General features: G+C 68.5%; 19 protein-coding genes and 2 pseudogenes. 2 read left to right on the forward strand and 19 right to left on the reverse strand.

All coding sequences use genetic code 11. The features are described from left to right. Nucleotides 1-3: 3 nt before the first annotated feature. Nucleotides 4-1,572, forward strand: coding sequence for a DNA repair protein RecN (locus ATI37_RS05580; protein ID WP_117237494.1), 1,569 nt, complete (start codon nucleotides 4-6; stop codon nucleotides 1,570-1,572). On the opposite strand, the gene ATI37_RS05585 is transcribed toward ATI37_RS05580, so the two are convergent. The 5 genes from ATI37_RS05585 to gmk are packed head-to-tail and all read right to left on the reverse strand — an operon-like array spanning nucleotide 1,553 to nucleotide 4,789. Beyond that, nucleotides 1,553-2,164, reverse strand: coding sequence for a MarC family protein (locus ATI37_RS05585; RefSeq protein WP_117237495.1), 612 nt, complete (start codon nucleotides 2,162-2,164; stop codon nucleotides 1,553-1,555). The genes ATI37_RS05580 and ATI37_RS05585 overlap by 20 nt on opposite strands. A 4-nt stretch (nucleotides 2,165-2,168) precedes the next feature. Then, nucleotides 2,169-2,645, reverse strand: coding sequence for an arginine repressor (gene argR / locus ATI37_RS05590; protein WP_117237496.1), 477 nt, complete (start codon nucleotides 2,643-2,645; stop codon nucleotides 2,169-2,171). 7 nt (nucleotides 2,646-2,652) lie between these two features. Continuing rightward, nucleotides 2,653-3,843 (reverse strand): bifunctional phosphopantothenoylcysteine decarboxylase/phosphopantothenate--cysteine ligase CoaBC, encoded by a 1,191-nt coding sequence (gene coaBC / locus ATI37_RS05595; protein WP_117237497.1) that lies wholly within the window; start codon nucleotides 3,841-3,843, stop codon nucleotides 2,653-2,655. Continuing rightward, entirely contained in the window at nucleotides 3,844-4,146 is a 303-nt protein-coding gene (rpoZ, locus tag ATI37_RS05600) for a DNA-directed RNA polymerase subunit omega (RefSeq protein WP_117237498.1), read from the reverse strand. Continuing rightward, nucleotides 4,127-4,789: a guanylate kinase gene (gmk, locus tag ATI37_RS05605; RefSeq protein WP_117237499.1), complete on the reverse strand. Its 663-nt coding sequence runs from the start codon at nucleotides 4,787-4,789 to the stop codon at nucleotides 4,127-4,129. The genes rpoZ and gmk overlap by 20 nt, the downstream gene beginning before the upstream one ends. A 92-nt stretch (nucleotides 4,790-4,881) precedes the next feature. On the opposite strand from gmk, the gene ATI37_RS05610 reads away from it, so the two are divergent. Further along, complete coding sequence (locus ATI37_RS05610) at nucleotides 4,882-6,309, forward strand: glycoside hydrolase family 13 protein (protein ID WP_117237500.1); 1,428 nt, start codon at nucleotides 4,882-4,884, stop codon at nucleotides 6,307-6,309. A 34-nt stretch (nucleotides 6,310-6,343) separates the two neighbouring features. On the opposite strand, the gene ATI37_RS05615 is transcribed toward ATI37_RS05610, so the two are convergent. The 14 genes and pseudogenes from ATI37_RS05615 to ATI37_RS12450 form a co-directional block, all read right to left on the reverse strand. After that, entirely contained in the window at nucleotides 6,344-6,787 is a 444-nt protein-coding gene (locus tag ATI37_RS05615) for a methylated-DNA--[protein]-cysteine S-methyltransferase (protein ID WP_117237501.1), read from the reverse strand. Between the two features lie 94 nt (nucleotides 6,788-6,881). Continuing rightward, entirely contained in the window at nucleotides 6,882-7,937 is a 1,056-nt protein-coding gene (locus tag ATI37_RS05620; RefSeq protein WP_117237502.1) for a SpoIID/LytB domain-containing protein, read from the reverse strand. A 21-nt stretch (nucleotides 7,938-7,958) separates the two neighbouring features. Then, nucleotides 7,959-9,410, reverse strand: a complete 1,452-nt coding sequence (bshC, locus tag ATI37_RS05625; protein WP_117238527.1) for a bacillithiol biosynthesis cysteine-adding enzyme BshC — start codon at nucleotides 9,408-9,410, stop codon at nucleotides 7,959-7,961. A 10-nt stretch (nucleotides 9,411-9,420) separates the two neighbouring features. After that, the gene (locus tag ATI37_RS05630; RefSeq protein ID WP_117237503.1) at nucleotides 9,421-10,041 is read right to left on the reverse strand and encodes a Crp/Fnr family transcriptional regulator; all 621 of its coding nucleotides are present in this window, start codon (nucleotides 10,039-10,041) and stop codon (nucleotides 9,421-9,423) included. A 114-nt stretch (nucleotides 10,042-10,155) separates the two neighbouring features. Further along, nucleotides 10,156-10,868 (reverse strand): annotated as a pseudogene (locus ATI37_RS05635) (1,4-dihydroxy-6-naphthoate synthase); the annotation flags it as partial. 5 nt (nucleotides 10,869-10,873) lie between these two features. Beyond that, nucleotides 10,874-13,642: a tetratricopeptide repeat protein gene (locus ATI37_RS05640; RefSeq protein ID WP_117237504.1), complete on the reverse strand. Its 2,769-nt coding sequence runs from the start codon at nucleotides 13,640-13,642 to the stop codon at nucleotides 10,874-10,876. Between the two features lie 101 nt (nucleotides 13,643-13,743). After that, on the reverse strand, nucleotides 13,744-14,766 hold the full coding sequence (locus ATI37_RS05645; RefSeq protein ID WP_117237505.1) for a 1,9-bis(guanidino)-5-aza-nonane synthase: 1,023 nt from the start codon (nucleotides 14,764-14,766) through the stop codon (nucleotides 13,744-13,746). A 65-nt stretch (nucleotides 14,767-14,831) separates the two neighbouring features. Continuing rightward, a pseudogene (locus ATI37_RS05650) lies at nucleotides 14,832-15,050 on the reverse strand (hypothetical protein); the annotation flags it as partial. After that, on the reverse strand, nucleotides 15,050-15,940 hold the full coding sequence (locus ATI37_RS05655; RefSeq protein ID WP_117237507.1) for a 2-hydroxyacid dehydrogenase: 891 nt from the start codon (nucleotides 15,938-15,940) through the stop codon (nucleotides 15,050-15,052). The pseudogene ATI37_RS05650 and the gene ATI37_RS05655, both read right to left, overlap by 1 nt. Further along, entirely contained in the window at nucleotides 15,915-16,448 is a 534-nt protein-coding gene (locus ATI37_RS05660; RefSeq protein ID WP_117238528.1) for a GNAT family N-acetyltransferase, read from the reverse strand. The genes ATI37_RS05655 and ATI37_RS05660 overlap by 26 nt, the downstream gene beginning before the upstream one ends. A gap of 10 nt (nucleotides 16,449-16,458) precedes the next feature. Continuing rightward, on the reverse strand, nucleotides 16,459-17,733 hold the full coding sequence (locus ATI37_RS05665) for a Glu/Leu/Phe/Val family dehydrogenase (protein WP_117237508.1): 1,275 nt from the start codon (nucleotides 17,731-17,733) through the stop codon (nucleotides 16,459-16,461). An 11-nt stretch (nucleotides 17,734-17,744) separates the two neighbouring features. Then, nucleotides 17,745-19,004 carry a Glu/Leu/Phe/Val family dehydrogenase gene (locus tag ATI37_RS05670; RefSeq protein WP_117237509.1) on the reverse strand — a complete coding sequence of 420 codons (1,260 nt, stop codon included), beginning with the start codon at nucleotides 19,002-19,004 and terminating at the stop codon, nucleotides 17,745-17,747. A gap of 24 nt (nucleotides 19,005-19,028) precedes the next feature. Beyond that, a complete protein-coding gene (locus ATI37_RS05675) occupies nucleotides 19,029-19,976 on the reverse strand; it encodes a polyprenyl synthetase family protein (protein ID WP_117237510.1) in 948 nt (315 codons plus the stop codon). A gap of 57 nt (nucleotides 19,977-20,033) precedes the next feature. After that, complete coding sequence (locus ATI37_RS12450) at nucleotides 20,034-21,863, reverse strand: Ig-like domain-containing protein (RefSeq protein ID WP_117237511.1); 1,830 nt, start codon at nucleotides 21,861-21,863, stop codon at nucleotides 20,034-20,036. Between the last annotated feature and the right edge of the window lie 3 nt (nucleotides 21,864-21,866).

Consider the following 21,866-nt stretch of genomic DNA (forward strand, 5'->3'; position numbering starts at 1 on the left):
GGGATGCTTCAGCGCCTCGAGGTCCAGAACCTGGCCGTGATCCGCGAGGCGGTCTTGGAGCTTGCCCCGGGCCTCAACGTCCTCACCGGGGAGACGGGGGCGGGGAAGAGCCTCCTGGTGGACGCCTTAGCCCTCCTCCTGGGGGCCAAGGCGGAGGGGATGGTGGGACCTTTTGGGGACAGCCTCCTGGTCACCGCCTTCTTCCAGGGGCCCGAGCCCAAGGTCCTCTCCAGAAGAGTAGGAGCCCGCTCTACCCCCCGGATCGACGGGGAGGTGGTGAGCCTAAAGGAGCTTCAGGAGGAAGCGCAAAGGTGGCTCTCCCTCCACGCCCAGCACGCCGCCTTGGTCCTCCTCTCCCCGAGGAGGCAGCGAGAGGTGCTGGATGCCCTCCTAGACCCCGCCCTCCTCGTCCGCTACGCCGAGGCCTACGCCCGCCACCAGGCCCTCCTGGAGGAGAGGCGGGCCCTCGAGGCCGCCCTCAGGGAAAAGGAGGCCCGGGAGGACCTCCTCCGCTTCCAGGTCAGGGAGATCGCCGAGGCCAAGGTGCGGCCCGGGGAGGACCGGGAACTGGAGGAGGAGGCCCGGAGGCTTCGCCACCTGGAGGCCCTAAGGGAGCGGGCAGGGAGGGCCTATGCCCTGCTAGAGGGAAAGTCCTCCGGGGCTTTGGAGGCCGCCTTTCGGGAGCTAAAGGCCGGAGCCCGGTACGACCGGGCCCTGGAGGCCCTGGCGGGGGACCTGGAGGCCGCCCTGGAGGGGGTGAGGGCGGTGGTGGCGGAGCTTTCCTCCTACCTGGAGGGCCTCGAGGGGGACCCGCAGCACCTCGCCCACCTGGAGGAGAGGCTTAACCTCCTGGAGCGCTTGAAGCGCAAGTACGGCCCCACCCTGGAGGAGGTCTTGGCCTACGGGGAGAGGGCCCAGGAGGAGCTCGCTCGGCTAGAGGGGGGCGAGGCCCGGCTGGAGGAGGTGGGAAGGGAGCTCAAGACGGCCAAGGAGGCCCTCCTCCGGGCCGGGGAGGCCCTGAGCGAGGCCCGGGAAGAGGCGGCCAGGAGGCTTATGGCGGGCATGGAGGAGGAGCTAAGGGAACTCGGCTTCCCCAAGGCCCGCTTCCTAGTGGACCTGAAGCCCTTGCCGGAGCCCGGGCCCTTTGGCCTCGAGGAGGTGGCCTTCCGCTTCTCCGCCAACCCCCACCTCCCCCCTGCCCCCCTGGGCGCCATGAGCGGCGGGGAGCTTTCCCGCCTGGCCCTGGCCCTGGCCCTCCTCACCGGGGCCGAGGCCCCCACCGTGGTCTTTGACGAGGTGGACACGGGGCTCGGGGGGGAGACCGCCTGGAGGGTGGCCGAGCGCCTGGCCCGCCTGGGGGAAAAGAGGCAGGTCCTGGTGGTCACCCACCTGCCCCAGATCGCCGCCAAGGCCCACCGCCACCTGCGGGTGGTGAAGGAAGGGGAGGGGGTGGGCCTGGAGGTTTTAGAAGGGGAAGAGCGGGTGCGGGAGCTCGCCCGCCTCCTCTCCGGCCAGTACACGGAGGCCGCCCTTTCCCACGCCCGGCTGCTCCTCAGCCAAGGAAGCCCATGACCCCGCCCGCCACGTACTGCACCGCCAGGGCCGCCAGGAGGATGCCGAGGACCCGGGTCACGACGTTGACCCCGGTGCGCCCCAACGCCCGGCGCACCCCAGCGGCCCCCCGCAGGAAGAGGTAGGCCAGGGCCAGGACCAAAAAGGCCGTGAGGAGGACGGTCCCCACCCCCAAGGGTGCCCGCCCCGCCTCCGCCCCCAGGACCAGGACGCTGGCCAGGGCCCCAGGCCCGGCGATCAGGGGGATGGCCAGGGGAAAGACAGAGATGTCCGCCCGCTCCCGGGCCTCTCTGGCCTCCTCCTCCGTCTCCCGCTCGTGGTGGGCGAAGACCATCTCGGTGGCGATGCGGAAGAGGAGGATCCCCCCCGCCACCCTCAGGGCGTCCAGGCTGATGCCCAAGTAGGCGAGGAGCTCCCGCCCGAAGAAGAAAAAGAAGGTGAGGACCGCCCCCGCCACCAAAACCGCCTTCCTGGCGATGCGGGCCTGCTCCCGTGGCGGCCGATCCCCGGCCAGGGCCAAGAAGACGGGGACGAGCCCCACCGGGTCCACGACCACGAGGAGGGTGAGGAAGGACTTGAGGAAAAGCTCCACCGGCTTACTTGAGGCGCTTCCCCGCCACCAGAAGCTCCCCGAACTCCTCCTCGAGGGCCCTCGCCCCCTCCTCGGTGCGGGCCACCACCAGGATGGTGTCCTCCCCGGCCAGGGTGCCCACGATCTCGTCCCGCCTCAGGCGGTCCATGAGGAGGGCGATGCCGGAGGCGTGCCCCTCGGCGGTCTTCACCACCAGGACGTTCCCCCCCCGGTCCACGTCCTTGACGAAGAGGTCAAACTGCCTTTTCAGCTCCTCCTGGATGTCCTCGGGAAGCTCCATGGAGGGCAGGGCGTACTTGTGCCGCCCCTTGCCTAGGGCGATGCGGGCCAGGCGCAGCTCGGCGATGTCCCGGCTCACCGTGGCCTGGGTCACGTCAAAGCCCAGCTGGCGGAGCCTCTCCACCAGCTCCTTCTGCGTGCCGATCTCTTCCCGGCTCACGATCTCCTGGATGGCGCGGTGCCGCTCCTCCTTGCTGCGCATATCCACCTCAGGGTTTCCAGAACTCCCTGACCAGGTCCAGTATACGGTGGGCCACCCTTTGCTTTTCCATCCGGGGAAGCTCCAGCACCCGCCCGTCCCCCGTGAGGAGGACCACCTCGTTCTCCGAGGAGCCAAAGCCCACCCCTTCCCGGTTCACCCAGTTCAGGGCGATGAGGTCCAGGTTCTTGCGGCGGAGCTTCTCCCGGGCCCGCTCCAGGCCGGAAGCGGTCTCCATGGCGAAGCCCACGAGAACCCTCCCCTCCTTCCTCTCCCCAAGCTCCTTGAGGATGTCGGGGTTGGGGACGAGGCGGATCGTCCTTTCCACCTCCGCCTTGGGCTCCTTGTCCCTCAGGACCTCGGCCGGGCGGTAGTCGGCCACCGCCGCCGCCATGACCACGGCCTCCGCCCAGGGGTAGCGGCCCAGGATGGCCTCCCGCATCTCCAGGGCGCTTTCCACCCGCACCACCTCCACCCCCCAGGGGTCTTGGAGAGAGGTGGGGCCCGTGACCAGGACCACCTCCGCCCCCCGGTTCCGGGCAGCCTCGGCCACAGCGTAGCCCATCCTCCCCGAGGAGGGGTTGGAGAGGAAGCGGACCGGGTCCAGGTACTCCCGGGTGGGCCCGGCGGAGACCAAAAGCCTCAGCCCCAGGAGGTCCTTGGGGGTGAGGAGGGCCTCGAGGCGCTCCACGAGCTCCTCGGGCTCCAACATCCGCCCCCACCCCTCCCCCTCCCCCACCGCGGCCAGGGGGCCGTAGCCGGGGCCGAAGAGGGCGTGGCCCAGGGCCTCAAGCCGCTCCGCATGCCCCTGGGTCTGGGGGGAAAGCCACATGGCCTCGTTCATGGCCGGGGCCCAGGCCACCCGCTTGGCCCCCGCCAGGAGGGTAGCGGAAAGGAGGTCGTCGGCAAGGCCCAGGGCGGCCTTGGCCATGGCCTCGGCGGTGGCCGGGGCCACCAGGACCACCTCCGCCCAACGGGCCAGGTCTATGTGCAGGGCCCGGCCGTCGGGGCGGAACCAGGTCTCCTCCGTGGCCACCTCCCCCCCGGCGGCCACGGCCAGGGAGAGGGGGGTGATGAACTCCAGGGCCCGGGGCGTGGCCAGGACCCGCACCTCGTGCCCCTTGGCCCTTAGGAGGCGGAGGAGGTGGGGGGCCTTGACCGCGGCCACCCCACCCGTCACCGCCACCAGGACCCGGGCCACCTAGGCCCCCTCTTCCCCTACGGGGTAGAGCCTTTCCATCTCCTTCTGCAGCCGGTCCTCGGGCACCAGGTTCTCCCCGAAGACCAGGCGGCCCATGGAGAGCTCCTTCATGGCCCAGGTGACGGCGTTGGGGTCGTCGTAGAGGCCCTCGAGGGTGCGCATCTTGGGCCTTTCCTCCGGCTCCAAGACGGTGTTCTTGAAGCGGTGGCGCAGAAGCTGTTGCGCCCTCTTGGCCACCACCACCGTGAGCCGGTACTTGGAGTCCACCATGCCGAAAAGCCCGTCAATGCCCGGTTCCGCCATAGTTCCTCCTCAGAATCTCATCCAGGTCCCTCTCCAAAACCTCGTCCCGCTCCAAAGCCCGCTCCAAGGCCCACCCCATGCGCTCCCGGCGGCAGCGCTCCGCGGTGACGATGGCCAGGAAGTCGGCCACCGCCTCCTCCAGGACGTCGTTCACCACCACGTAGTCAAAGACGTGGGCGTTCCTTATCTCCCACTCCGCCTGCTTTAGGCGCTTCTCTACCTTCTCGGGCCCGTCGGTGCCCCGGAAGACCAGGCGCTTCTTCAGCTCCGAAAGCGAGGGGGGGAGGAGGAAGATGAGGACCGCCTCGGGCACCTTTTCCTTCACCTGTAAGGCCCCCTGGACCTCAATCTCCAAGAGGACGTCCTCCCCCCGCTCCAGGGCCCGCATCACCGGGGTCCTAGGGGTGCCGTAGAGGTGGCCCACGTACTCCGCGTGCTCCAAAAACCCCCCTTCGTCCAAAAGGGCCTGAAAAGTGGGCCGGTCCACGAAGTAGTAGTCCACCCCGTGCCGCTCCCCGGGGCGGGGAGGACGGGTGGTCATGGAGATGGAGTAGAAGAGGCGGGTGCGCTCCAGCACCTTGGCCCGCACCGTGCCCTTCCCCACCCCGCTGGCCCCGGTCATCACGAAAAGCCGCCCCCCCATACCCTCCACCGGGGGAAGGATACCAGAGCAGGGCCAAGGGGACAAGGATTTTTGTGATCCAAGCACCTTTTCCCTGTGGTACACTGCCCTCCATGGCTTGGTATGAGGGCGCCTTCTTCTATCAGATTTTTCCCGACCGCTTCTTCCGGGCGGGCCCCCCGGGCAGGCCGGCTCCCGCGGGGCCCTTTGAGCCATGGGACGCCCCCCCCACCCTACGGGGCTTCAAGGGCGGGACCCTCTTTGGCATCGCAGAAAAGGTCCCCTACCTTGTGGACCTGGGGGTGGAGGCCCTCTACCTGAACCCCATCTTCGCCTCCACCGCCAACCACCGCTACCACACCACGGACTACTTCCAGGTGGACCCCATCCTGGGGGGGAACGCCGCCCTTAGGCACCTCCTGGAGGTGGCCCACGCCCACGGGATCCGGGTGATCCTAGACGGGGTCTTCAACCACACGGGCCGGGGCTTCTTCGCCTTCCAGCACCTCCTGGAAAACGGCCCGGAAAGCCCCTACCGGGACTGGTACTACGTGAAGGACTTCCCCTTGAAGGCCTACAGCCAAAACCCCAACTACGAGGCCTGGTGGGGCAACCCCGAGCTCCCCAAGCTGAAGGTGGCGACCCCGGCGGTGCGGGAGTACCTCCTCGGCGTAGCGGAGCACTGGATCCGCTTCGGCGTGGACGGGTGGCGCCTGGACGTGCCCAACGAGATCCAAGACCCCGAGTTTTGGCGGGCCTTCCGCCGCAGGGTGAAGGGGGCCGACCTCAAGGCCTACATCGTGGGTGAGATCTGGGAGGAAGCGGACTCCTGGCTCCAGGGGGACATGTTTGACGCCACCATGAACTACCCCCTCGCCCGGGCCATCCTGGGCTTCGTGGGGGGGGAGGCCCTGGACCGAGGGCTGGCGGCGAAGACGGGCCTGGGACACATAGAGTCCCTCCAGGCCCTGGCCTTCAGCCACCGGCTGGAGAACCTCTTCACCCGCTACCGCCCGGAGGTGGTGCGGGCCCAGATGAACCTCCTCACCTCCCACGACACCCCCAGGCTCCTCACCCTTCTCAAGGGGGAGGTGGCCCGGGCTAGGCTAGCCCTCTCCCTCCTCTTCCTCCTGCCGGGAAACCCCACGGTCTACTACGGGGAGGAGATCGGCATGGAGGGGGGGCACGACCCGGAGAACCGGGGGGGGATGGTCTGGGAGGAAGGGCGCTGGCGGAAGGAGATTCGGGAGGCCGTAAAGCGCTTGGCCCACCTGCGTAAGGAGCACCCCGAGCTCCGAACCGCTCCCTACGGACGGGTTTATGCGGTAGACGGCCACCTGGCCTTTACCCGTGGGCGGTACCTGGTGGTGGTGAACGCCACTTCCCTTCCCTTCCGCCAGGACTTTCCCCTGCACGGGGCCCTGCCCCGGGGATCCCAGGCGGTGGACCTCCTCTCCGGGGCGGTCTGCACCCCCATGGGGGGGCGGCTTTCCGGCCCCGAGCTCCCCCCCTTCTCCGTGGCTGTCTGGGTGGAGGCCTAACGAGAAGGCTGCTAAGCGGCCGAACCCCAGTGGGTTAAAGGGCCCCTTCAAAGCGGAGGAGCCAGAGCTTGAGCCCCTCCCGCCCGGCGAACCCCCCAAGCCGCCCATCGGCGTAGATCACCCGGTGGGCGGGGACCAAGAGGAAGAAAGGGCAGGTGCGGAGGGCCATCCCCACCGCCCGCGCGGGGAGGCCAGCGGCCTCCCCTACGGCGCTGTAGCTGGTGCTCCTTCCATAGGGGACGCGCCGGGTGGCCTCATACACCCCGACCCGCCAGAGGCCCAGGCCCGAATAGTCCAGAGGTATGTCCAGGAAGCTCGGCCTCTCCCCGCGGAAGTACCGGTCCAAGGCCTCTGCCACCTGCTCCACCAAAGGGCCCGCCGCCTCCTTTCCACGAGGAAAGAGAGCGGGTTCCAGACGCCTCACCCCCCTTGCGGAAACCTCCAGCCAAAGGGGGCCGATGGGGGTGGGAAGAAGCATGGCTAAGTGCCCTGCTGCGGCTGGGGCCTCAGAAGGGGCCGCATTTCCCGCCCGAGGGGGATAGGGGATTCGGCATGTGGTCCCCAGGGGGGTCTCAGCGCAGAGCCAAGGCGGGGGCAGAGGCCTGGCCGATGAGGAGGTCGGAGAGGAAAGTGCCGGGGAAGTAGTGGCCCAGGATCTCCCGATAGCCGAAGCCCGCCTCGGCCATCCCCCTAGCTCCCCACTGGGAGAGGCCCACCCCGTGCCCCGCCCCCTGGCCCACCGCCTCAAAGCCCTGGAAGTCCACCAGGGCTGAGGGCAGACCCATGAGGCGGAGGAGGCGCTGGGCCTCAGGTCCCCGCACCTCTACCCCCAGGAGGCGCACCCTAGAGGCCCGGCCCGAGGGGCTCCGCTCCAACACCTGGGGAGGGTCCTGACCCCTAGGGGCAAGGCCCAAGGAGAGGAGGGCCCTCTGGGCTTGGGTGGGGCTTACCAGGAGGCGCCAAGGTTGCATCCGGGTGTAGGGGTCAGGCCGGGGGCGCAGGTAGGGAAGGGCCCTCTGGAAGACCTCCTCGCTCCCTGCGGTCATGCCCCCCGAGTCCGCGTGGTAGAGGGCGGAGATGGCCTGGCCCCCAAAGCTTAGCACCTGCCCCCGGGTGGCGGCCACCGCCTCCTGGTGCCTGGGCCTCTCGGCGGAAAGCCCCTGGTAAACCTGGCAGTGCACGTCCGGACAAAGGTCGTAGGGGGCCCTGGGGTTCAGGCGGTACACCGCAAAGGTGCGGGCGGCCACGGCCTGGGCTTTGAGAGCCTCCATGGGAAAGCCCTCGGGCATCTCCCCAGGCAGGACCCCAAGGAGGTAGTCCTCCAGGAGGACCAGGTTCACCACGAGGAGCCTGCCCTCTTGGGTGAAGAGGCGGACCCCGCCCCGATAGGCACGGCCCCCAAGGGCGAAGTGGGGAACGTTGAGGTCCAGATAGGGGTAAACCCTACCGTCCACCACCACCCCCTCCCCGCCCGCCCGGGCCCGCACCTCCCCCTCAGGGGTCTTGAGGACCACCTCCTCTCCCGGAGGCACCTCCCTGAGGAGGACCCTAAGGAGGAGGTCCTTCTCCTGGCTCCGAGCGGAAAGGAGGGACAAAAGGACCAAGGGGAGAAAGGCCAGGCGCTTCATAGCTCCAGATCCAGAACCATGTTATAGCACCAGCACCGCCCGCCCCTCCAGAGGGGCCTCCCGCAGCCTCTCAAGGGCGTCCCTATGGCGAAGGACGTACATGGCGAAGGGATAGACCCGCTCCTGGGGGAGGCCGAAGGGCTGGAGGTGGCGCCTCAGGCGCTCCAGGTGGTGGAGGAGGGCGGCGTCCTTGCTTAGCCTCGCCCGGAGGACCTTCCTTAAAAGCCTCTCTCCTTCCCCGGAAAGCCTGGCCCGAAAGCGGCGGAAGGGGCGCTCCAGGGTGGGCTCCAGGGCCGCGGCCCTTTCCGCCAGGGCCTGCACTTCTTCCAGGATCCGGGCCACTTCCCCCTCCACCTCCTGGAAGCCCTCCATCACCCCCCTTGCGGCCCCCAAAAAGGCCTCCTCCCCTCGGTCCACGAAGGCCCAGGGGTCCAGGCGGTACCTTTCGAGGATGCGCCTGGTGGGGGGCTCCAGGACCACCCCCTGCATCCTCAGGAAAAGGGCGGGCACGGGGAGACCATAGAGGGCGTAGACCCCGGGGAGCTCGGCCACGTAGCGGAACTCGTTGGGCCCCACCACGAGGCCCGCCGTGGGCAGGACGAGGTCCTGAAAAACGGGCCTCAGGCCCGCCGCCGGGGTGAGGCGGGCGGGATCGGCCTTTAGGATCTGCAAGAGTTCCCTTTTGCTATAGCGCCTTACCCCGTCGCTAAAGCCCCCCTCCCAGTAGAAGAGGAGCCTGCGGGCGTCGGTTTCCAAAAACAGGTTGGTGGCCCCGGGCTTGCGCCCCAAGGGGGGCTTCCCCCCTAGGGCCCGGATGCGGGCCGCCTCCCGGTTGATGGCCTCGGCGCTGGCCAAGGGGTCGGAAAGCTCCCGCTCCAGGGCCTCCTGGAAGAGGGGGGAAAGCTCCTCCGCCATGGGGTCAAAGGGGATAAGCCCCCGCTCCCCCAAGAAGGCCAAGAGGAGGCGGGCGAAGAACTCGGAGAGGGTGGCCCCCTCGAGGGCGTAGGCTACCCGGGCCTCCCCCGCCCAAGGCCCCAGGAAGCCCGCCAGGGCCTCCCGGTAAGGGGCCAGGGGGATGCGGCCAGAGGGCAAGGGAGGTAGGGGAAGGGAGAGGGTGCGGATCTCCTCCTCCAGCAGGAGATGGAGGTGGCGTACCTCCTCCACGTCGTGGTCTTGGGAGGCCACCCAGAAGACCCCCGCCGCCCCCACCCTCTCGGCCAGGCCCAAGGCGGTGTGGGCCTTGTAAAACGTGAGGGCGGGGCCACCGAGTAGCCCCGCCTGTTGGCCCGCCACCACCGCTCCCTTGCGGAGGCGCTCCAGAGCCACCAGGACCTCCGGGGGAGCGGAAAGGCGCTTGAGGTAGGCGGAAAGGGCCTGAAAAAGCCTTGGGTGCCCCTCCCGGCCCAGGCGGGCCCTTAGGGCCTCCTCCCCCTGGGGGAGGTCCAGGAGCCGGGCCAGGGCGGTGGGCTCCACGCTCCCAAGCCTAAAGGGCCTCGCCCAGCCGGACAAGGGCCTTGGGATCCCGGACCTCCACCCGGCGGTAGCCCAGGTCCACCACCCCTTGGAGGGCCCAATCCCCCAGGAGCTTGGTCACCGTCTCCCGGGTGGCCCCCACCATGCGGGCCAGGTCCTGGTGGGAAAGCCCTACCTCCCCCGCCCCCCGCAGCTCCAAGAGGAGGCGGGCTAGGCGCTGGGCCACGGGGAGGTGGCGCATTTCCCAAAGCCGCCGCTCCGCCGCCTTGAGGCGGGCGTAAAGGGCTTTTAGGAAGAAGCCCTGGGCCTCGGGAAAGCCCTCCAGAAGGGCCAGGAGACCCTCCTTAGGAGCGAAGAGGAGCTCGGCGTAGGTAAGGGCCGTGGCCCCGGAGGTGCGCCCCCTTTCCCCCACCAGGACCTCCTCCCCCAGTAACCCCCCCGGGCCCACCACCCCCAAGGTGGCGGGCTCAGCGCCGGCTGAACGCTCCAGCCATACCAGCCCCTCCCGCACCAGGTAGAGCCCATCCGCCCCGTCCCCCTCCCGGTAGAGGGCGCTCCCCCGGCGCACCCGAAGGGGCTGGAAGGCCCGGGCGGCCGCCTGGCGGGCCTTGGGGCTCAGTTCCTGGAACATACCCTGAGTCTACAGAAAGAGGGGCTGGGAAGAAGGGGGAAGGAGCCCCCGGGCCTCGGCTTCGGCCAAGAGCCTTTCCACCGCCCTTTGCCCTTCCTCCCCCACGTCCAGGGAGTAGGCGTTCACGTAGGTGCGCACGTGGGCCCAGATCACCTCCTCCGAGAGCTCCTGGGCGTGGGCCTTGAGGTAGGGCAGGACCTCCTCGGGGTGGGCGTGAGCGTACTCCAGGCTGGCCCGAACCGCCTGGTCCAAGGCCCGGATCAGCTCCTCTCCCAGGTCCCGCCGGGCCAGGATGGCCCCCAGGGGCAGGGGGAGGCCCGTCTCCCCTTCCCACCACTCCCCCAGGTCCAGGAGCTTCACCAGGCCGTACTGGGGGTAGGTGAAGCGGCTTTCGTGGATGATGAGCCCCGCCTCCACCTCCCCCCGGGCTACCAGGGGCAGGATCCGGTCGTAGCGCACCTCCACGGGTTCAAACCCCTCCCCGTATAGGGAGAGGAGCAAGAAGGCGGTGGTGTTCCGCCCAGGGATGGCCACCCGCGCCCCCCGGAGGTCCTTTAGGGGCTCCCGGGCCACCAGGAGGGGCCCCACCCCCCGGCCCAGGGCCCCCCGCTCCGCAGGGCCACGTATCCCTCCCGCACCCGGCCATAGGCGGCGTAGGAGAGCTTGGTGAGGGGAAGCCTGCCCTCTATGGCCCAGCGGTTCAGGGTCTCCACATCCTCCAAAACCGCCTCCACGGGGCGGGGGGTTTCCACCAGGCCGTGGGCCAAGGCGTAGAAGATGAAGGTGTCGTTGGGACAGGGGGAGTAGCCTAGCTTCAAGGCCTCCATAGGCCCTACTGTACCCCCTTGAGGGCCTTCTTGAAGATCTCCGGGGCGAAGGCCTTGAGGGCCCGCAGGAAACCCGTGCTCCCCCGGGCCCGCCCGGGGATCACGTGGACCGGGACCCCTAGGCGCTCGGCCTCGAGGCGCACCGGCTCGGAGAGGTCGTGCCCCACGTAGCTGGAGAGGATCATGAGGCCGTGGGCCTTCTCCAGTCGCCCCAGGATGCGCCGCAAGGCCTCCTTCCCCACCCCGGCGGTGTCGGCATCGTACCAGTCCACCTTGAGGCCCCGGGCCTCCAAAAAGGGGGTGAGGCGGCTTCGGAGCTGGGTGTGCCCCCCCACCACCAGGAGGTGCTCCCCGTGGAAGCGGGGCAGGGCCTCCTCCAAAAGCTCCTCCTTGCCCTCGGGGAGCGCGGGAGCCTCCTCCCCCAGGGCCCTGAGCCCCCGCCCGATTCCCTTGAGCTCCTCCAGGTAGAGGGCCAGGCTCTCGTCGTGGGGCCTCAGGAAGAGGAGGTTCCTCAGGATTTCCCGGGAAAGCTCCAGGTCCTTCTCCCGGTAGAGGGCCACCTCCAAGGCCTTCTGCCAGAACTCCGCCGCCTTCCTCCACTCCCCCTTGGCCTCGTGGTGCTCCGCCAGGTCAAAGAGGACCTCCAGGGCCTGGGGGTGCTCCTGGTGCTCGGCAAGGAGGGTCCTTTCCGCCTCCTCCACCCGACCCGCCCCGTAGAGGGCTGCCAGGTACTGGCCCCGCACCGCCTCCGCCTCGGGGCTTTCCCGGAAGGAGCGGGAGAGGCGGTAGGCCAGGGAAAGAAGCTCCAGAGGGGGGCTTGGCGTGTGGGCTAGGGCCTGGTAGAGGACGCCGAAGGCAGCCCAGGGACCCTCGAGGCGCTCCAGTAGGGAAAGAAGCCCCGTAAGGTCCTCCTCCGCCACCTCCGTTAGCCCCGCGTCCCGGGCCCGGGAGAGGAGCTCGCGGGCCAGGACCTCCTCGCCCCCCCTCAGGGCCTCCTGGGCCAAGCGGAAGAGGTAGGGAGCGGGGTAGGCCCTGAGGGCGTGGGCCCTTTTGTGGTCGCCCAAGACCTCCTTCAGGGGCCGCCTCAGGGCCCGCTTGGTCTCCGCCAGATGGTGGAAGGCTAGGCCAGCCACCTCCCCGGCCCCGTGCCGGGAGGCCCTTTCCAGGAGGCGCAAGGCCTCATGGAAGCGCCCCTCCCGCTGGCGAAGCACCCCGAGGAGCAAAAGGGCCTCGGGGATCTCCTCCCTGGCCAGAGCCTCGGTGAGGTAGGGCTCCACCCCCTTTAGGTCCTCCTTGGCCGTCCCCCGGTAGTCCAAGGGGGATCGCAGGCGCAGGTGGGTCAGGGCCAACCCCAAAAACCCCTCCGCCTCGTCCAGGTCGGCAAGCCTCCGGGCATACCGCTCCGCCCGGGCGAAAAGCCCCTGGAGGAGGGCCGCCTTTAGCCCAAGCCGGAGCATCTCCCGGGTGAGAAGGCCCGGGGAGAGGTCCTCCACGAACTCCGCCCGGCGGCTCACCTCGGCCCACTCCCCCTCCCGGGCGAAGCGGCGCATACGCTCCTGGATGCGCTCCAAGGCCTCCCGGACGTAGGCCTCCGCCTCGGGAAGTCCCGACTCCACGAACTGCCTCAGGGCGTCCGCATACCTTCCCTCCGCCAGGTACACCCGGCCCAAGGCCAGGCGGTACCGCCCGCCCCGGGCGGCCAGGCCCTCGAGGCGGCGCCTGGCCCTCTCGTACTCCCCAAGCTCCACCAAGACCATGGCCCTTAGGTCTTCGGCCTCCTCGGAGAAGGCCCGCCTAAGGGCCTCCTCGGCCTCGGCGAAGCGGGAGAGGGCGTAAAGGGCCCGCCCCCGGAGGTAGGCCGCCTCCCCTTCCGCCTCCTCGGGAACGCGGGAGAGGACCTCCTTGTAGGCCCCTCTCTCCAGAAGGGCCCGAACCTCCTCCAGGTCCACCCCCTGGGCCACAAGGGGGGCGGGCTCGGCCAAGAGGTCGGCCAAGGCCTCCTCCTCCAGAAAGACCGCCCTCAGGGCCTCGGGCTTCCGGGCCAGGACCAGGAAGTACTCCCCCTCCCCTACCCGCTCCACCCCATGGAAGCCCAAGCGCCTGAGCCCCTCCTCCACCCCTTCCGGGCTCTTCCCCAAAAAGGGGCCGTGGCCGTAGACGAGAAGCCCCCCGGGCTTGAGGAGCCGGGCGAACTGGGGCAGGCGCTCAAAGAAGGCGAAGGCCCGGAAGAAGGCCTCGGGCCCGAGGCGGCTTTCCAGGCCCTGGTCCACCAGGCCCTCGGGGAAGACGGAGAGGAGGAGGAGGGTGTCAAAGGGGGGAAGGTCCACCTCCTCCGCCCAACCCAGGTGCCAGGCCACCTCCGGCACCCGCCCTCTCCCCACCGCCACCGCCTCCTCCACCCCGTCCAAGGCGTGAAAGGCAAGCTCCGGGCGCCTGGATTTTAGGTAGCCCACCAGGGCACCGGTGAAGGCCCCCACCTCCAGGACCTGGCCCTCCAGCCTTGGGGGCACCTCCTTGGCGTAGAACTCCAGGAAGGGGAGGTGCATGCCGTAGGCTAGGGCCTCCCCCTTGGGGATCCTCAGCACCTCCCGGTAGAAACTTCGCACCGCCTCCCTTCCCCCCCCAAGGAGGTAGGCCCGCCAGGCCTTGAGGAGGGGCTCCCTTTTGGCGGGGCTCCCCACCCTCTTGGCCACCTCGGCCTCAAAGCGCCCCGGGGATACGGGCCCCGAAACGCCGAAGCGCTCCTTCAGGTAAGCCTTCAGCTCGTCGGGCATTTGCCGGGAGTCTACCAAAAAACCGGGGGGCGGTAAAGCCACCCCCCTTATTCAAGGGGCTACCGGGGCCCCGTCCTGGCGTAAGCCAGGACGGGGCGGTGTTATGCGGGAACTTCCGACCGGAAGAGGTCGGCGTAGCGGCGCTTGGCCCGCGCGGGAGCCCGGTGCCAGACGTAGGAGGCCAGGAGGGGGAAGGCCAGGGTGGCCTCGGCGAAGACCATCTGGGAGAGGGCCGCATCCACCTTGCCCCAGCTCTGGGCCTCGGAGAGGGTGGAGCCGGAAAGCCCCCCGTCCCTTTCGTCGGCCACGGTGATCTGGATGGCGTACTTGTGCATCTCCACCCGGTGGCCCAGGACCTCGGCGGCCACCACGATGTCCTGGGCGAAGTTCTTGGGCACCCCGCCCCCCAGCATCACCAGGCCCGTGGTGCCCGCCTTGAGCTTGATCTCGGTGAGCTCGCGGAAGTCGGCCACGGAATCTATGGTGACGTGGGCCTTGGGGTTCTTGGCCTGGTGGTAGACGAGGCCGAAGCCCGCCGAGGAGTCGGAGAAGGCGGGGACGAAGATGGGCACCCCCTCTTCGTAGGCCGCCCGGACGATGCTCCTCTCCCCCAGACCCCTTTGGGCCAGGTAGCGGCCCATGTGCCAGAGGAACTCCCGACTGGAGTAGGGGCGGGGCTCCAGGGCATCGGCGATCTCGGCGATGGTGTAGTCCGTGTGCCGGAGCTCCTCCTCGTCGATGTAGGTGTCGTAGATGCGGTCAATCCAAAGCCGCCTCAAGGCCTCGTCGTCGGCCTTGGGGTCCCCCTGGTAGTGGCGGTGGCCCAGGGCCTCGAAGAAGTCCTGGTCCACGATGTTGGCCCCCGTGGCCACGATGGCGTCCACCAGGCCCTTCCTTATGAGGTCGTGGACGATGAGGCCCTGCCCGGCGGAAACCAGGCTCCCCGCCAGGGTGAGGATGACCGCGGCGTCGTCCTCCAGCATCCTGAGGTAGATCTCCGCCGCCCGGTGGAGGTTTCTGGCCTGGAAGGCGGTCTTGCCCATGGCCTCGAGGATGGGCCCGGCGTCAAAGGCCTTGATGTCTATGGGGACCACGGGCGTAGAGAGGAGGTCCTTCTTCTGCATCGTTCTCCTTTCTACGCGGGGTGGGCGTAGGGCGGCTCCCCCCCTTTGGCGCCCCCTGCCCCATGCGGCAGGACCCTGAGTATACCACCCCCGGCGATGGGGGGAAAGACCTCCAGGGGGCCTTCCACCTCCTCGTCCAGGCCCACCATCCGCTCTCCCACCGCCAGAAGCCAGGCCTCCTCCAAGGGGATGCAAAGCTTCTCCAGGGCCTCCTTGGGGGTCTTGGCCTCCACCTCCAGGCGCTCCCCAAAGCGCCTTAAGTCCCCGTGGAGGATGACCACCATCAGTACCCCTCCCGCACCACGTTGAGGAGGGGCTCTCCACGCAAATACCGCTCCGCCTGCTCCCGGAGGAAGCGGGCCGCCCGCCGGGAAAACCCCTCGGAAAGCCCCGCCACGTGGGGGGTGAGGAGGAGGCCCGGGGCCCGCCAGAGGGGGTGGTCCCCGGGCAGGGGCTCGGGGTCGGTGACGTCCAAGGCGGCGCGGATCCTGCCCGCTTTCAGGGCCTCCAAGAGGGCCCCGGTGTCCACCAGCCCTCCCCGCCCGGCGTTCACCAGGAGGGCCCCAGGCTTCATGGCCCCGAGGAAGTCCCGGTCCACGATCCCCCGGGTCTCGGGGGTGAGGGGGAGGAGGAGGACCAAGGCGTCCGCCCGGGGCAGGAGGTGGGGCAGGTCCTCCCGGGTGTAGACCCCGGGCTTAGGGTGCTTGGCCACGGGGAGGACCTCCACCCCAAAGGGCCTAAGCCTCGCCTCCACCGCCCGCCCGATGGCGCCGTAGCCCAGGAGGAGAACCGCCTTGCCCTCGAGGTCCAGAAGGCGCCTCGGGGCCCAGCGCCCTTCCCTTTGGGCCTCCCAAAAGCCCGGGAGGTCCTTGAGGAGGGCGAGGAGGGCCATCACGGTCCACTCGGCCACGGGGGCGTCGTGGATCCCTGAGCCGTCGCAGAGGACCACCCCTTCCGGGATGAGGGGCAGGATCCAGTCCACCCCCGCGGAGAGGGTCTGGACCACCCTGACCTCCACCTCCTCCAGGACCCGCCGCACCACCTCTTCCTGGCCAAAGGGGGGGAGGAAGAGGTCCGCCGCCTGGGGCCAAGGCCCGTCCAGGAAGGCCACCTCTACCCCCTCGGGGAGGAGGGCGAAGACCTCTTCCCTAAGCCTCGGGGCCAAAATCCTCACGGCACACCTCCATGTACACGTCCTCCTTGCCCTTGGGCCCAGGGCCCACGCGGATCTCCCGAAACCCCGCCTTTAGGAAGGCCCTGCGCGCCCTCAGGTTGTGGGCAAAGGTGCGGAGCCTCACCCGCTTTAGCCCTAAGGGGCCAAAGGCGTAGGCCAAGGCGGCCCGCACCGCCTCGGTGCCGTAGCCCTGCCCCCAACGGTCCCTCCTGAGGAGGATGCCAAGGGTGGCCTCCCCCTCTACCCCCGCAGTGAGGTCGTAAAGCTCCAATGTCCCCAGGTACTCGCCCCTCTCATCCAGAATGACGAAGGCCAGGCGATCTTTGCGTTTCGCCTCTGCCAGGACTAGGCGCTTGAAGAGCCAAAAGGGGGAGCGCAGGGGGCTTGAGCCGTTCCACTCGGCGACCTCGGGGTCGCGGAAGGTCTCGTAAAGCCCCTTCCACTCCTCCTCGGAGAGCCCCGCGGAGAAGGGCTTCAGCACCACGCGGCCAAAGCAGGGCCAGTCCACCAAGAAAAGCTTAAGGGTAGAGGCCCCGGAGGGCGCGGGCCTCGAGGACCCGGGTGGCCGCCACCACGTAGGCGGCGGTGCGCAAGGGGATTCGCTTCTCCTCCGCCACCTGCCACACCGCCTCCAGGGCGTTCCTGAGGACCCGCTCCAGGCGGGCGTTGATCTCCTCCTCGGTCCAGAAGTAGGAGTTGAAGTCCTGGACCCACTCAAAGTAGCTCACGGTCACGCCCCCGGCGTTGGCGATCACGTCGGGCACCACCAAGACCCCCTTCTCCTGAAGGATGTCGTCGGCGGCGGGGGTGGTGGGGCCGTTGGCCCCCTCGGCCACGATCCGGGCCTGGATGCGCCAGGCGTTGTGCTCCGTGATCTGCTTCTCCAAGGCAGCGGGGATGAGGAACTCCGTGGGGATGGCCCAGAACTCGGCGCCCGGCAAGGGCTCCGCCTTGGGGTAGCCCCGCACCCCCCCCATCTCCGCCACGTAGCGCGAGAGGTCATAAGGGTCTATGCCCGCCTCATGGTAGATGGTCCCCGTGTGGTCCTGGACGGCGATGACCCGGGCCCCGTGGTCGTGGAAGGCCCGGGCGGCGGCGCTGCCCACGTTGCCGAAGCCCTGGAGGATGACCCGGCTCCCCTCCACGGGAAGGCCCATCTTGGCGGCGGCGGCGGCGGCGGTGACGAAGACCCCCCTTCCTGTGGCCTCCCTCCGGCCCAGGGACCCCCCCAGGGCGATGGGCTTCCCCGTCACCACCCCGGGGACGGTGCGGCCCACGTTCATGGAGAAGGTGTCCATCATCCAGGCCATCTCCCTCTCCCCGGTGTTCACGTCGGGGGCGGGGATGTCCCGGTCCGGCCCCAGAAGGGTGCCGATCTCCGAGGTGTAGCGCCTCGTGAGGCGCTCCAGCTCGTTCCGGGAGAGCTTCTTGGGGTCCACCCGGATGCCTCCCTTGCCCCCGCCATAGGGCAGGCCCACGGCGGCGTTCTTAATGGTCATCCAGGCAGCCAGGGCCATAACCTCGGAGAGGGTCACCTCGGGGTGGTAGCGCACCCCCCCCTTGGCCGGTCCCCGGGCGGTGTTGTGGTGCACCCGGTAGCCCTCAAAGTAGGCCACGGTGCCGTCATCCAGGTGGATGGGCACATCCACGATGAGGATGCGCTTGGGCCTCTTGAGGCCCTCGGCCAAAGGGGCGAGCCGCCCCAGGTAGGGGATAACCCGGTCCACCTGCTCGGTGAAGATCCCCCAAGGCCCGCCGTCCCTGCCCAGGTAGGAAAGGGGTTCGCCCTTCATACGCGCTCCGTTTAGGGGTAAACGCCGCGAAGCCGCGTGGCCTCGTTGAGCCTCTCCAAGGCCAGGACCAGGGCCCCGGTGCGGAGGTCCCCCTTTAGGGCCTCCGCCTTGGCGCACACCTCGGCCACCGCCTTGGCCACGCTCTTGGAAAAGCTCTGCCGCACCTCCTCCTCGCTCCAGAAGAACATGTTAAGGTCCTGCACCCACTCCAGGTAGTTAGCGAGAAGCCCCCCGCCCCCGGTGAGGAGGTCGGGCACCACCAGGACCCCCTTGCCCAGGAGGTGGGCCTCCCCTTCCGGAGTGAGGCCGAAGTTGGCGGCCTCGAGGACCGCCTGGGCCCGCACCGCCTTGGCCCCCTCTTCGTCCAGGGCCCCCTCGAGGGCCGCCAGGACCAGGTAGTCCACGGGTAGGGCGAAAAGCTCCTCTGGGGGGAGGTTGTACCGGGGAAGCTCCCCGGTGGCCTCGTAGTGGCGGAGCACCGCCTCCACGGGAAGCCCCTCCTCCCGGTACATGGCCCCCCGGGAGGTGGAAACCGCCACCACTTTAAGCCCTAAGGCCGCCGCGTGGAGGGCGAAGGTCCCCCCCACCTGGCCAAAGCCCTGCACCGCCACCCTGGCCCCCTCCAAGGGCAACCCCCGCCTCCGGGCGAGCTCCAAGAGGACGCGGGCCACCCCGTACCCCGCGGCGTCATCCCGCCCCGCCGTGCCCCCCAGGGCGTGGGGCTTCCCCGTGACCACCCCGGGCACCGTGGAGCCCACGGTCATGGAGTAGGTGTCCATGATCCAGGCCATGACCTGCTGGTCCGTGCCCACGTCCGGTCCCAGGATGTCTATGTCGGGGCCGATCAGGTTGACCAGCTCGGCGGTGTAGCGGCGCACCAGGCGCTCCAGCTCCCGCTTGGAGAGGAGCTTGGGGTCCACGGCCACCCCCCCCGCCGCGCCGCCAAAGGGCAGGTCATAGACAGCGGCCTTCAGGGTCATCCAGGCGGCCAGGCCCGCCGTCTGCCCCAGGGTCACCGAGGGATGGAGGCGCACCCCCCCCTTGGCCGGCCCCCGGGCGATGTCGTGGACCACCCGAAACCCCTGGAAAACCCGCACCTTGCCGTCGTCCATGACCACGGGCAGGGAAACGGTAACGAGCCTTTTGGGGTGGGCCAGGTACTCCACCGTGGTGGGGTGGATCTCCGCCACCTTTAGGGTCTTCTCCAGCCGCTCCAGGAAAGCGTTCCAGAGGCCCGGGTCCTCCGGGGGGCGGTATGCCGGTATCGCCATGCTCTCACCGAGGGGATTATACCCCTAGGCGAGCCTCTTCCCCTCCGCTAAAGCCAGCTCCTTCAGGGCTTCCTTGTAAGGGGAATCGGGGAGGGGGTCCAAGGCCTCCGCCGCCTGGAGGGCCCTCTCGCGGATTTGGGCCTCCACCGCCTTGGCCACCCCGCTTTTCCACGCTAGGTCCCTCAACCGCTCCAGGTCCCCCGCCTCGCGGCCCCTCCGCTTCAGGATGGCCCTCACCTCGGGAAAGCGCTCCATGAGGAGAAGGGTGAGGAGGGTGGCCTTCCCCTCCCGCACGTCCCCGCCCACGGGCTTGCCCAGGACCTCGGGGCTTCCCATGAGGTCCAGGTAGTCGTCCCGCATCTGGAAGGCCTGGCCGTAGAGGAGGCCAAAGCGCCTCAGGGCCTCCCGCCATGGCCCCCCCACGCCCTTCAGGAGGGCGGGCCCCTCCGTGGCCAGGGCCATGAGGGCCGCGGTCTTGGCGGTGATGATCCTTTCGTAGTTTTCCAGGGAGTGGTCCTCGAGGGCCGCCACCTGGAACTGCAGGACCTCCCCCTCGGCCAGGACCCGGGCCGTCTCGGCGAAGGCCTCCACCAGCTCCAGGCTTCCCGTCTTGGCGATCACGTGGAGGAGGCGGGAGAGGAGGAAGTCCCCGGAGAGGACGCTCACCGCGTTGCCGTAGCGGCGGTAGGCAGCCTCCTTTCCCCGCCTGAGCTCCGCCTCGTCAATGAGGTCGTCGTGGAGGAGGGTGGCGGAGTGGAGGAGCTCCACCCCCAGGGCCAGCTCCAGCTCAAAGGGGGCTCCCCCGATGGCCCCTGAGGCCAGGAAGACCAGCCTGGGCCGGATCCGCTTTCCCCCAGCGGTCACCAGCTCCCGGTGGATGAGCTGGACGAAGAGCACCTCGGAGCGCACCAGCTCCGAGAGGGCCTTTTCAAAGGCGGCGAGCTTGGCCTCGAGGGGTAGGGGCTTGACCACCCTCTGAGTATAAGGCTAGGGGCACCGATTCTCTCGGGGCCCCACTACAAGCCTTTGCTAAGGCAAGTACAGAACCCTTACGCCATTCGTGAAGGTATCTCCACCCGTGTAGTATACCCGTGCCGTGATGACCCTATCTCCAGGAGCATTGGGATCATGGCCAAGTGAAGGAATCTGCGTATCCCAGGAAAACACATAGACCTCAGAGCCGTCGCCCGCCGTTTGCCTTACCGCAGTTCCCACCAGATAGCCATTGATGTAGACCTCTACTTGGGTTATGGAAACCCCAGGAGGCAAGGTCCCCCTCACGCCAACCGTTACCGCTACGATAGTGCGGTTTGCACCGGGGCCCACTTGATCTCCGTCAGAAGGGCTGTCCAGGACAAAAGCCGAACCCACCTGTACTGGGATCACCGCCTCATCCCGCGCCCCGGCCACATCAATCACCACGGCCTTCAGGAAGTAAACCCCAGGGGTAACCCGAAGAACATCCCACGCCAAGCTATAGAGAGAACCACTAACAGTAGGCGTGCCCGGTATCTTACTAAGGCTATCCAGGTTAGACCCGAAGTAAAACTCTACCGTATCCACATTCCGAACAGCCCGCACCTCCGCCTCAAGGCGCACAAAACCCGCCACCAGCTCATTCGCTACCGGGTTCACCCAGTAAATTTCCGGGGCATTCGCCACCACCACCCGCAACGCGGCCTCCGCGCTGTTCCCCGAACCGTCCACCGCCCGGGCCCTCAGGGTCACCTCCCCATCCGGGTAAGCCGTGGTGTCCCAGCTAAAGGTGTAGGGCGCCGAGAGGACCTCCCCAAGCTTCGTGGACCCAGCGAAGAACTCCACCTTCGCCACACCCACGTTGTCCGTGGCCTCCACCTCTAGCGTCACCGTGCCAGACACCTGCGCCCCGTCCGCAGGCCGCCGCCACACCACCACGGGCGCCTGCCGGTCCCGGTTCGCCACCACCACCCGCAACGCGGCCTCCGCGCTGTTCCCCGAACCGTCCACCGCCCGGGCCCTCAGGGTCACCTCCCCATCCGGGTAAGCCGTGGTGTCCCAGCTAAAGGTGTAGGGCGCCGAGAGGACCTCCCCAAGCTTCGTGGACCCAGCGAAGAACTCCACCTTCGCCACACCCACGTTGTCCGTGGCCTCCACCTCCAGCGTCACCGTGCCAGACACCTGCGCCCCGTCCGCAGGCCGCCGCCACACCACCACGGGCGCCTGCCGGTCCACCACAAGGTTTAAGGGCTCACGCTTCTCATTCCCCGCCCGGTCCTTGGCAACCACATAGAAAGGAACCCGCTCTCGCAAGGTGCTGACATCAAAGGTCAGGCTGTATTCATTAGCGGCAGTAAGGGTTCCCGTAGCAACTACATCGTTTCCTTGCAGAAGAAGAACCTCTTGAATCCCAGATAATCTATCGGTCGCCCTTATACGTATAGAAGCCGAACCCTGAGCCAGAAGGGATGGAAGAGGCTCTAGTATGGCGACTTCAGGAGGTTCACGGTCCAAGGTAAAGGTGACCTCCGGGCTACTAATCTCCGTCCCACTCCCCTGCAACCTGGTTTGGGCTTTCAGCGTGTATTGCCCTGAGGGCAGGGTGGTGGGCAACTGCCCAACCCAAACACCGCGCTCGGGAGCAAGTGTCAGGGATCCACTGCTTGCTCCTCTATATGTCAAGCTGACCTGAGTTACAGTAGTTCCCGTAGCCGAAGCTTTGACCTCAACGCGCAGGTCATTGGTAAACACCCCTTGCGCAGGACGGTTGATCCCCAAGGAAACACGAGCGTTGGCATCCGAGGACGAAGCTCCCTGCCAGTTGCAGCCGAAAAGAAGCCCCAAAAGGCCTAACAGGAATCCCTGCTGAAACCATTTCGGCATCTC

The sequence above is a fragment of the Thermus sediminis genome (assembly GCF_003426945.1).
Taxonomy (GTDB): Bacteria; Deinococcota; Deinococci; order Deinococcales; family Thermaceae; genus Thermus; species Thermus sediminis.

Excerpts from the sequence above, each read along its gene's own strand:
- ATI37_RS05615 (WP_117237501.1), bottom strand. The coding sequence starts at position 6,787 with ATGCTTCTTCCCACCCCCATCGGCCCCCTTTGGCTGGAGGTTTCCGCA.
- ATI37_RS12450 (WP_117237511.1), bottom strand. The coding sequence starts at position 21,863 with ATGCCGAAATGGTTTCAGCAGGGATTCCTGTTAGGCCTTTTGGGGCTT.
- ATI37_RS05665 (WP_117237508.1), bottom strand. The coding sequence starts at position 17,733 with ATGAAGGGCGAACCCCTTTCCTACCTGGGCAGGGACGGCGGGCCTTGG.
- ATI37_RS05645 (WP_117237505.1), bottom strand. The coding sequence starts at position 14,766 with ATGCAGAAGAAGGACCTCCTCTCTACGCCCGTGGTCCCCATAGACATC.
- gmk (WP_117237499.1), bottom strand. The coding sequence starts at position 4,789 with ATGGGGGGGCGGCTTTTCGTGATGACCGGGGCCAGCGGGGTGGGGAAG.
- ATI37_RS05610 (WP_117237500.1), top strand. The coding sequence starts at position 4,882 with ATGGCTTGGTATGAGGGCGCCTTCTTCTATCAGATTTTTCCCGACCGC.
- rpoZ (WP_117237498.1), bottom strand. The coding sequence starts at position 4,146 with ATGGCGGAACCGGGCATTGACGGGCTTTTCGGCATGGTGGACTCCAAG.
- ATI37_RS05580 (WP_117237494.1), top strand. The coding sequence starts at position 4 with ATGCTTCAGCGCCTCGAGGTCCAGAACCTGGCCGTGATCCGCGAGGCG.
- ATI37_RS05630 (WP_117237503.1), bottom strand. The coding sequence starts at position 10,041 with ATGTTCCAGGAACTGAGCCCCAAGGCCCGCCAGGCGGCCGCCCGGGCC.
- argR (WP_117237496.1), bottom strand. The coding sequence starts at position 2,645 with ATGCGCAGCAAGGAGGAGCGGCACCGCGCCATCCAGGAGATCGTGAGC.
- ATI37_RS05670 (WP_117237509.1), bottom strand. The coding sequence starts at position 19,004 with ATGGCGATACCGGCATACCGCCCCCCGGAGGACCCGGGCCTCTGGAAC.
- ATI37_RS05620 (WP_117237502.1), bottom strand. The coding sequence starts at position 7,937 with ATGAAGCGCCTGGCCTTTCTCCCCTTGGTCCTTTTGTCCCTCCTTTCC.
- ATI37_RS05640 (WP_117237504.1), bottom strand. The coding sequence starts at position 13,642 with ATGCCCGACGAGCTGAAGGCTTACCTGAAGGAGCGCTTCGGCGTTTCG.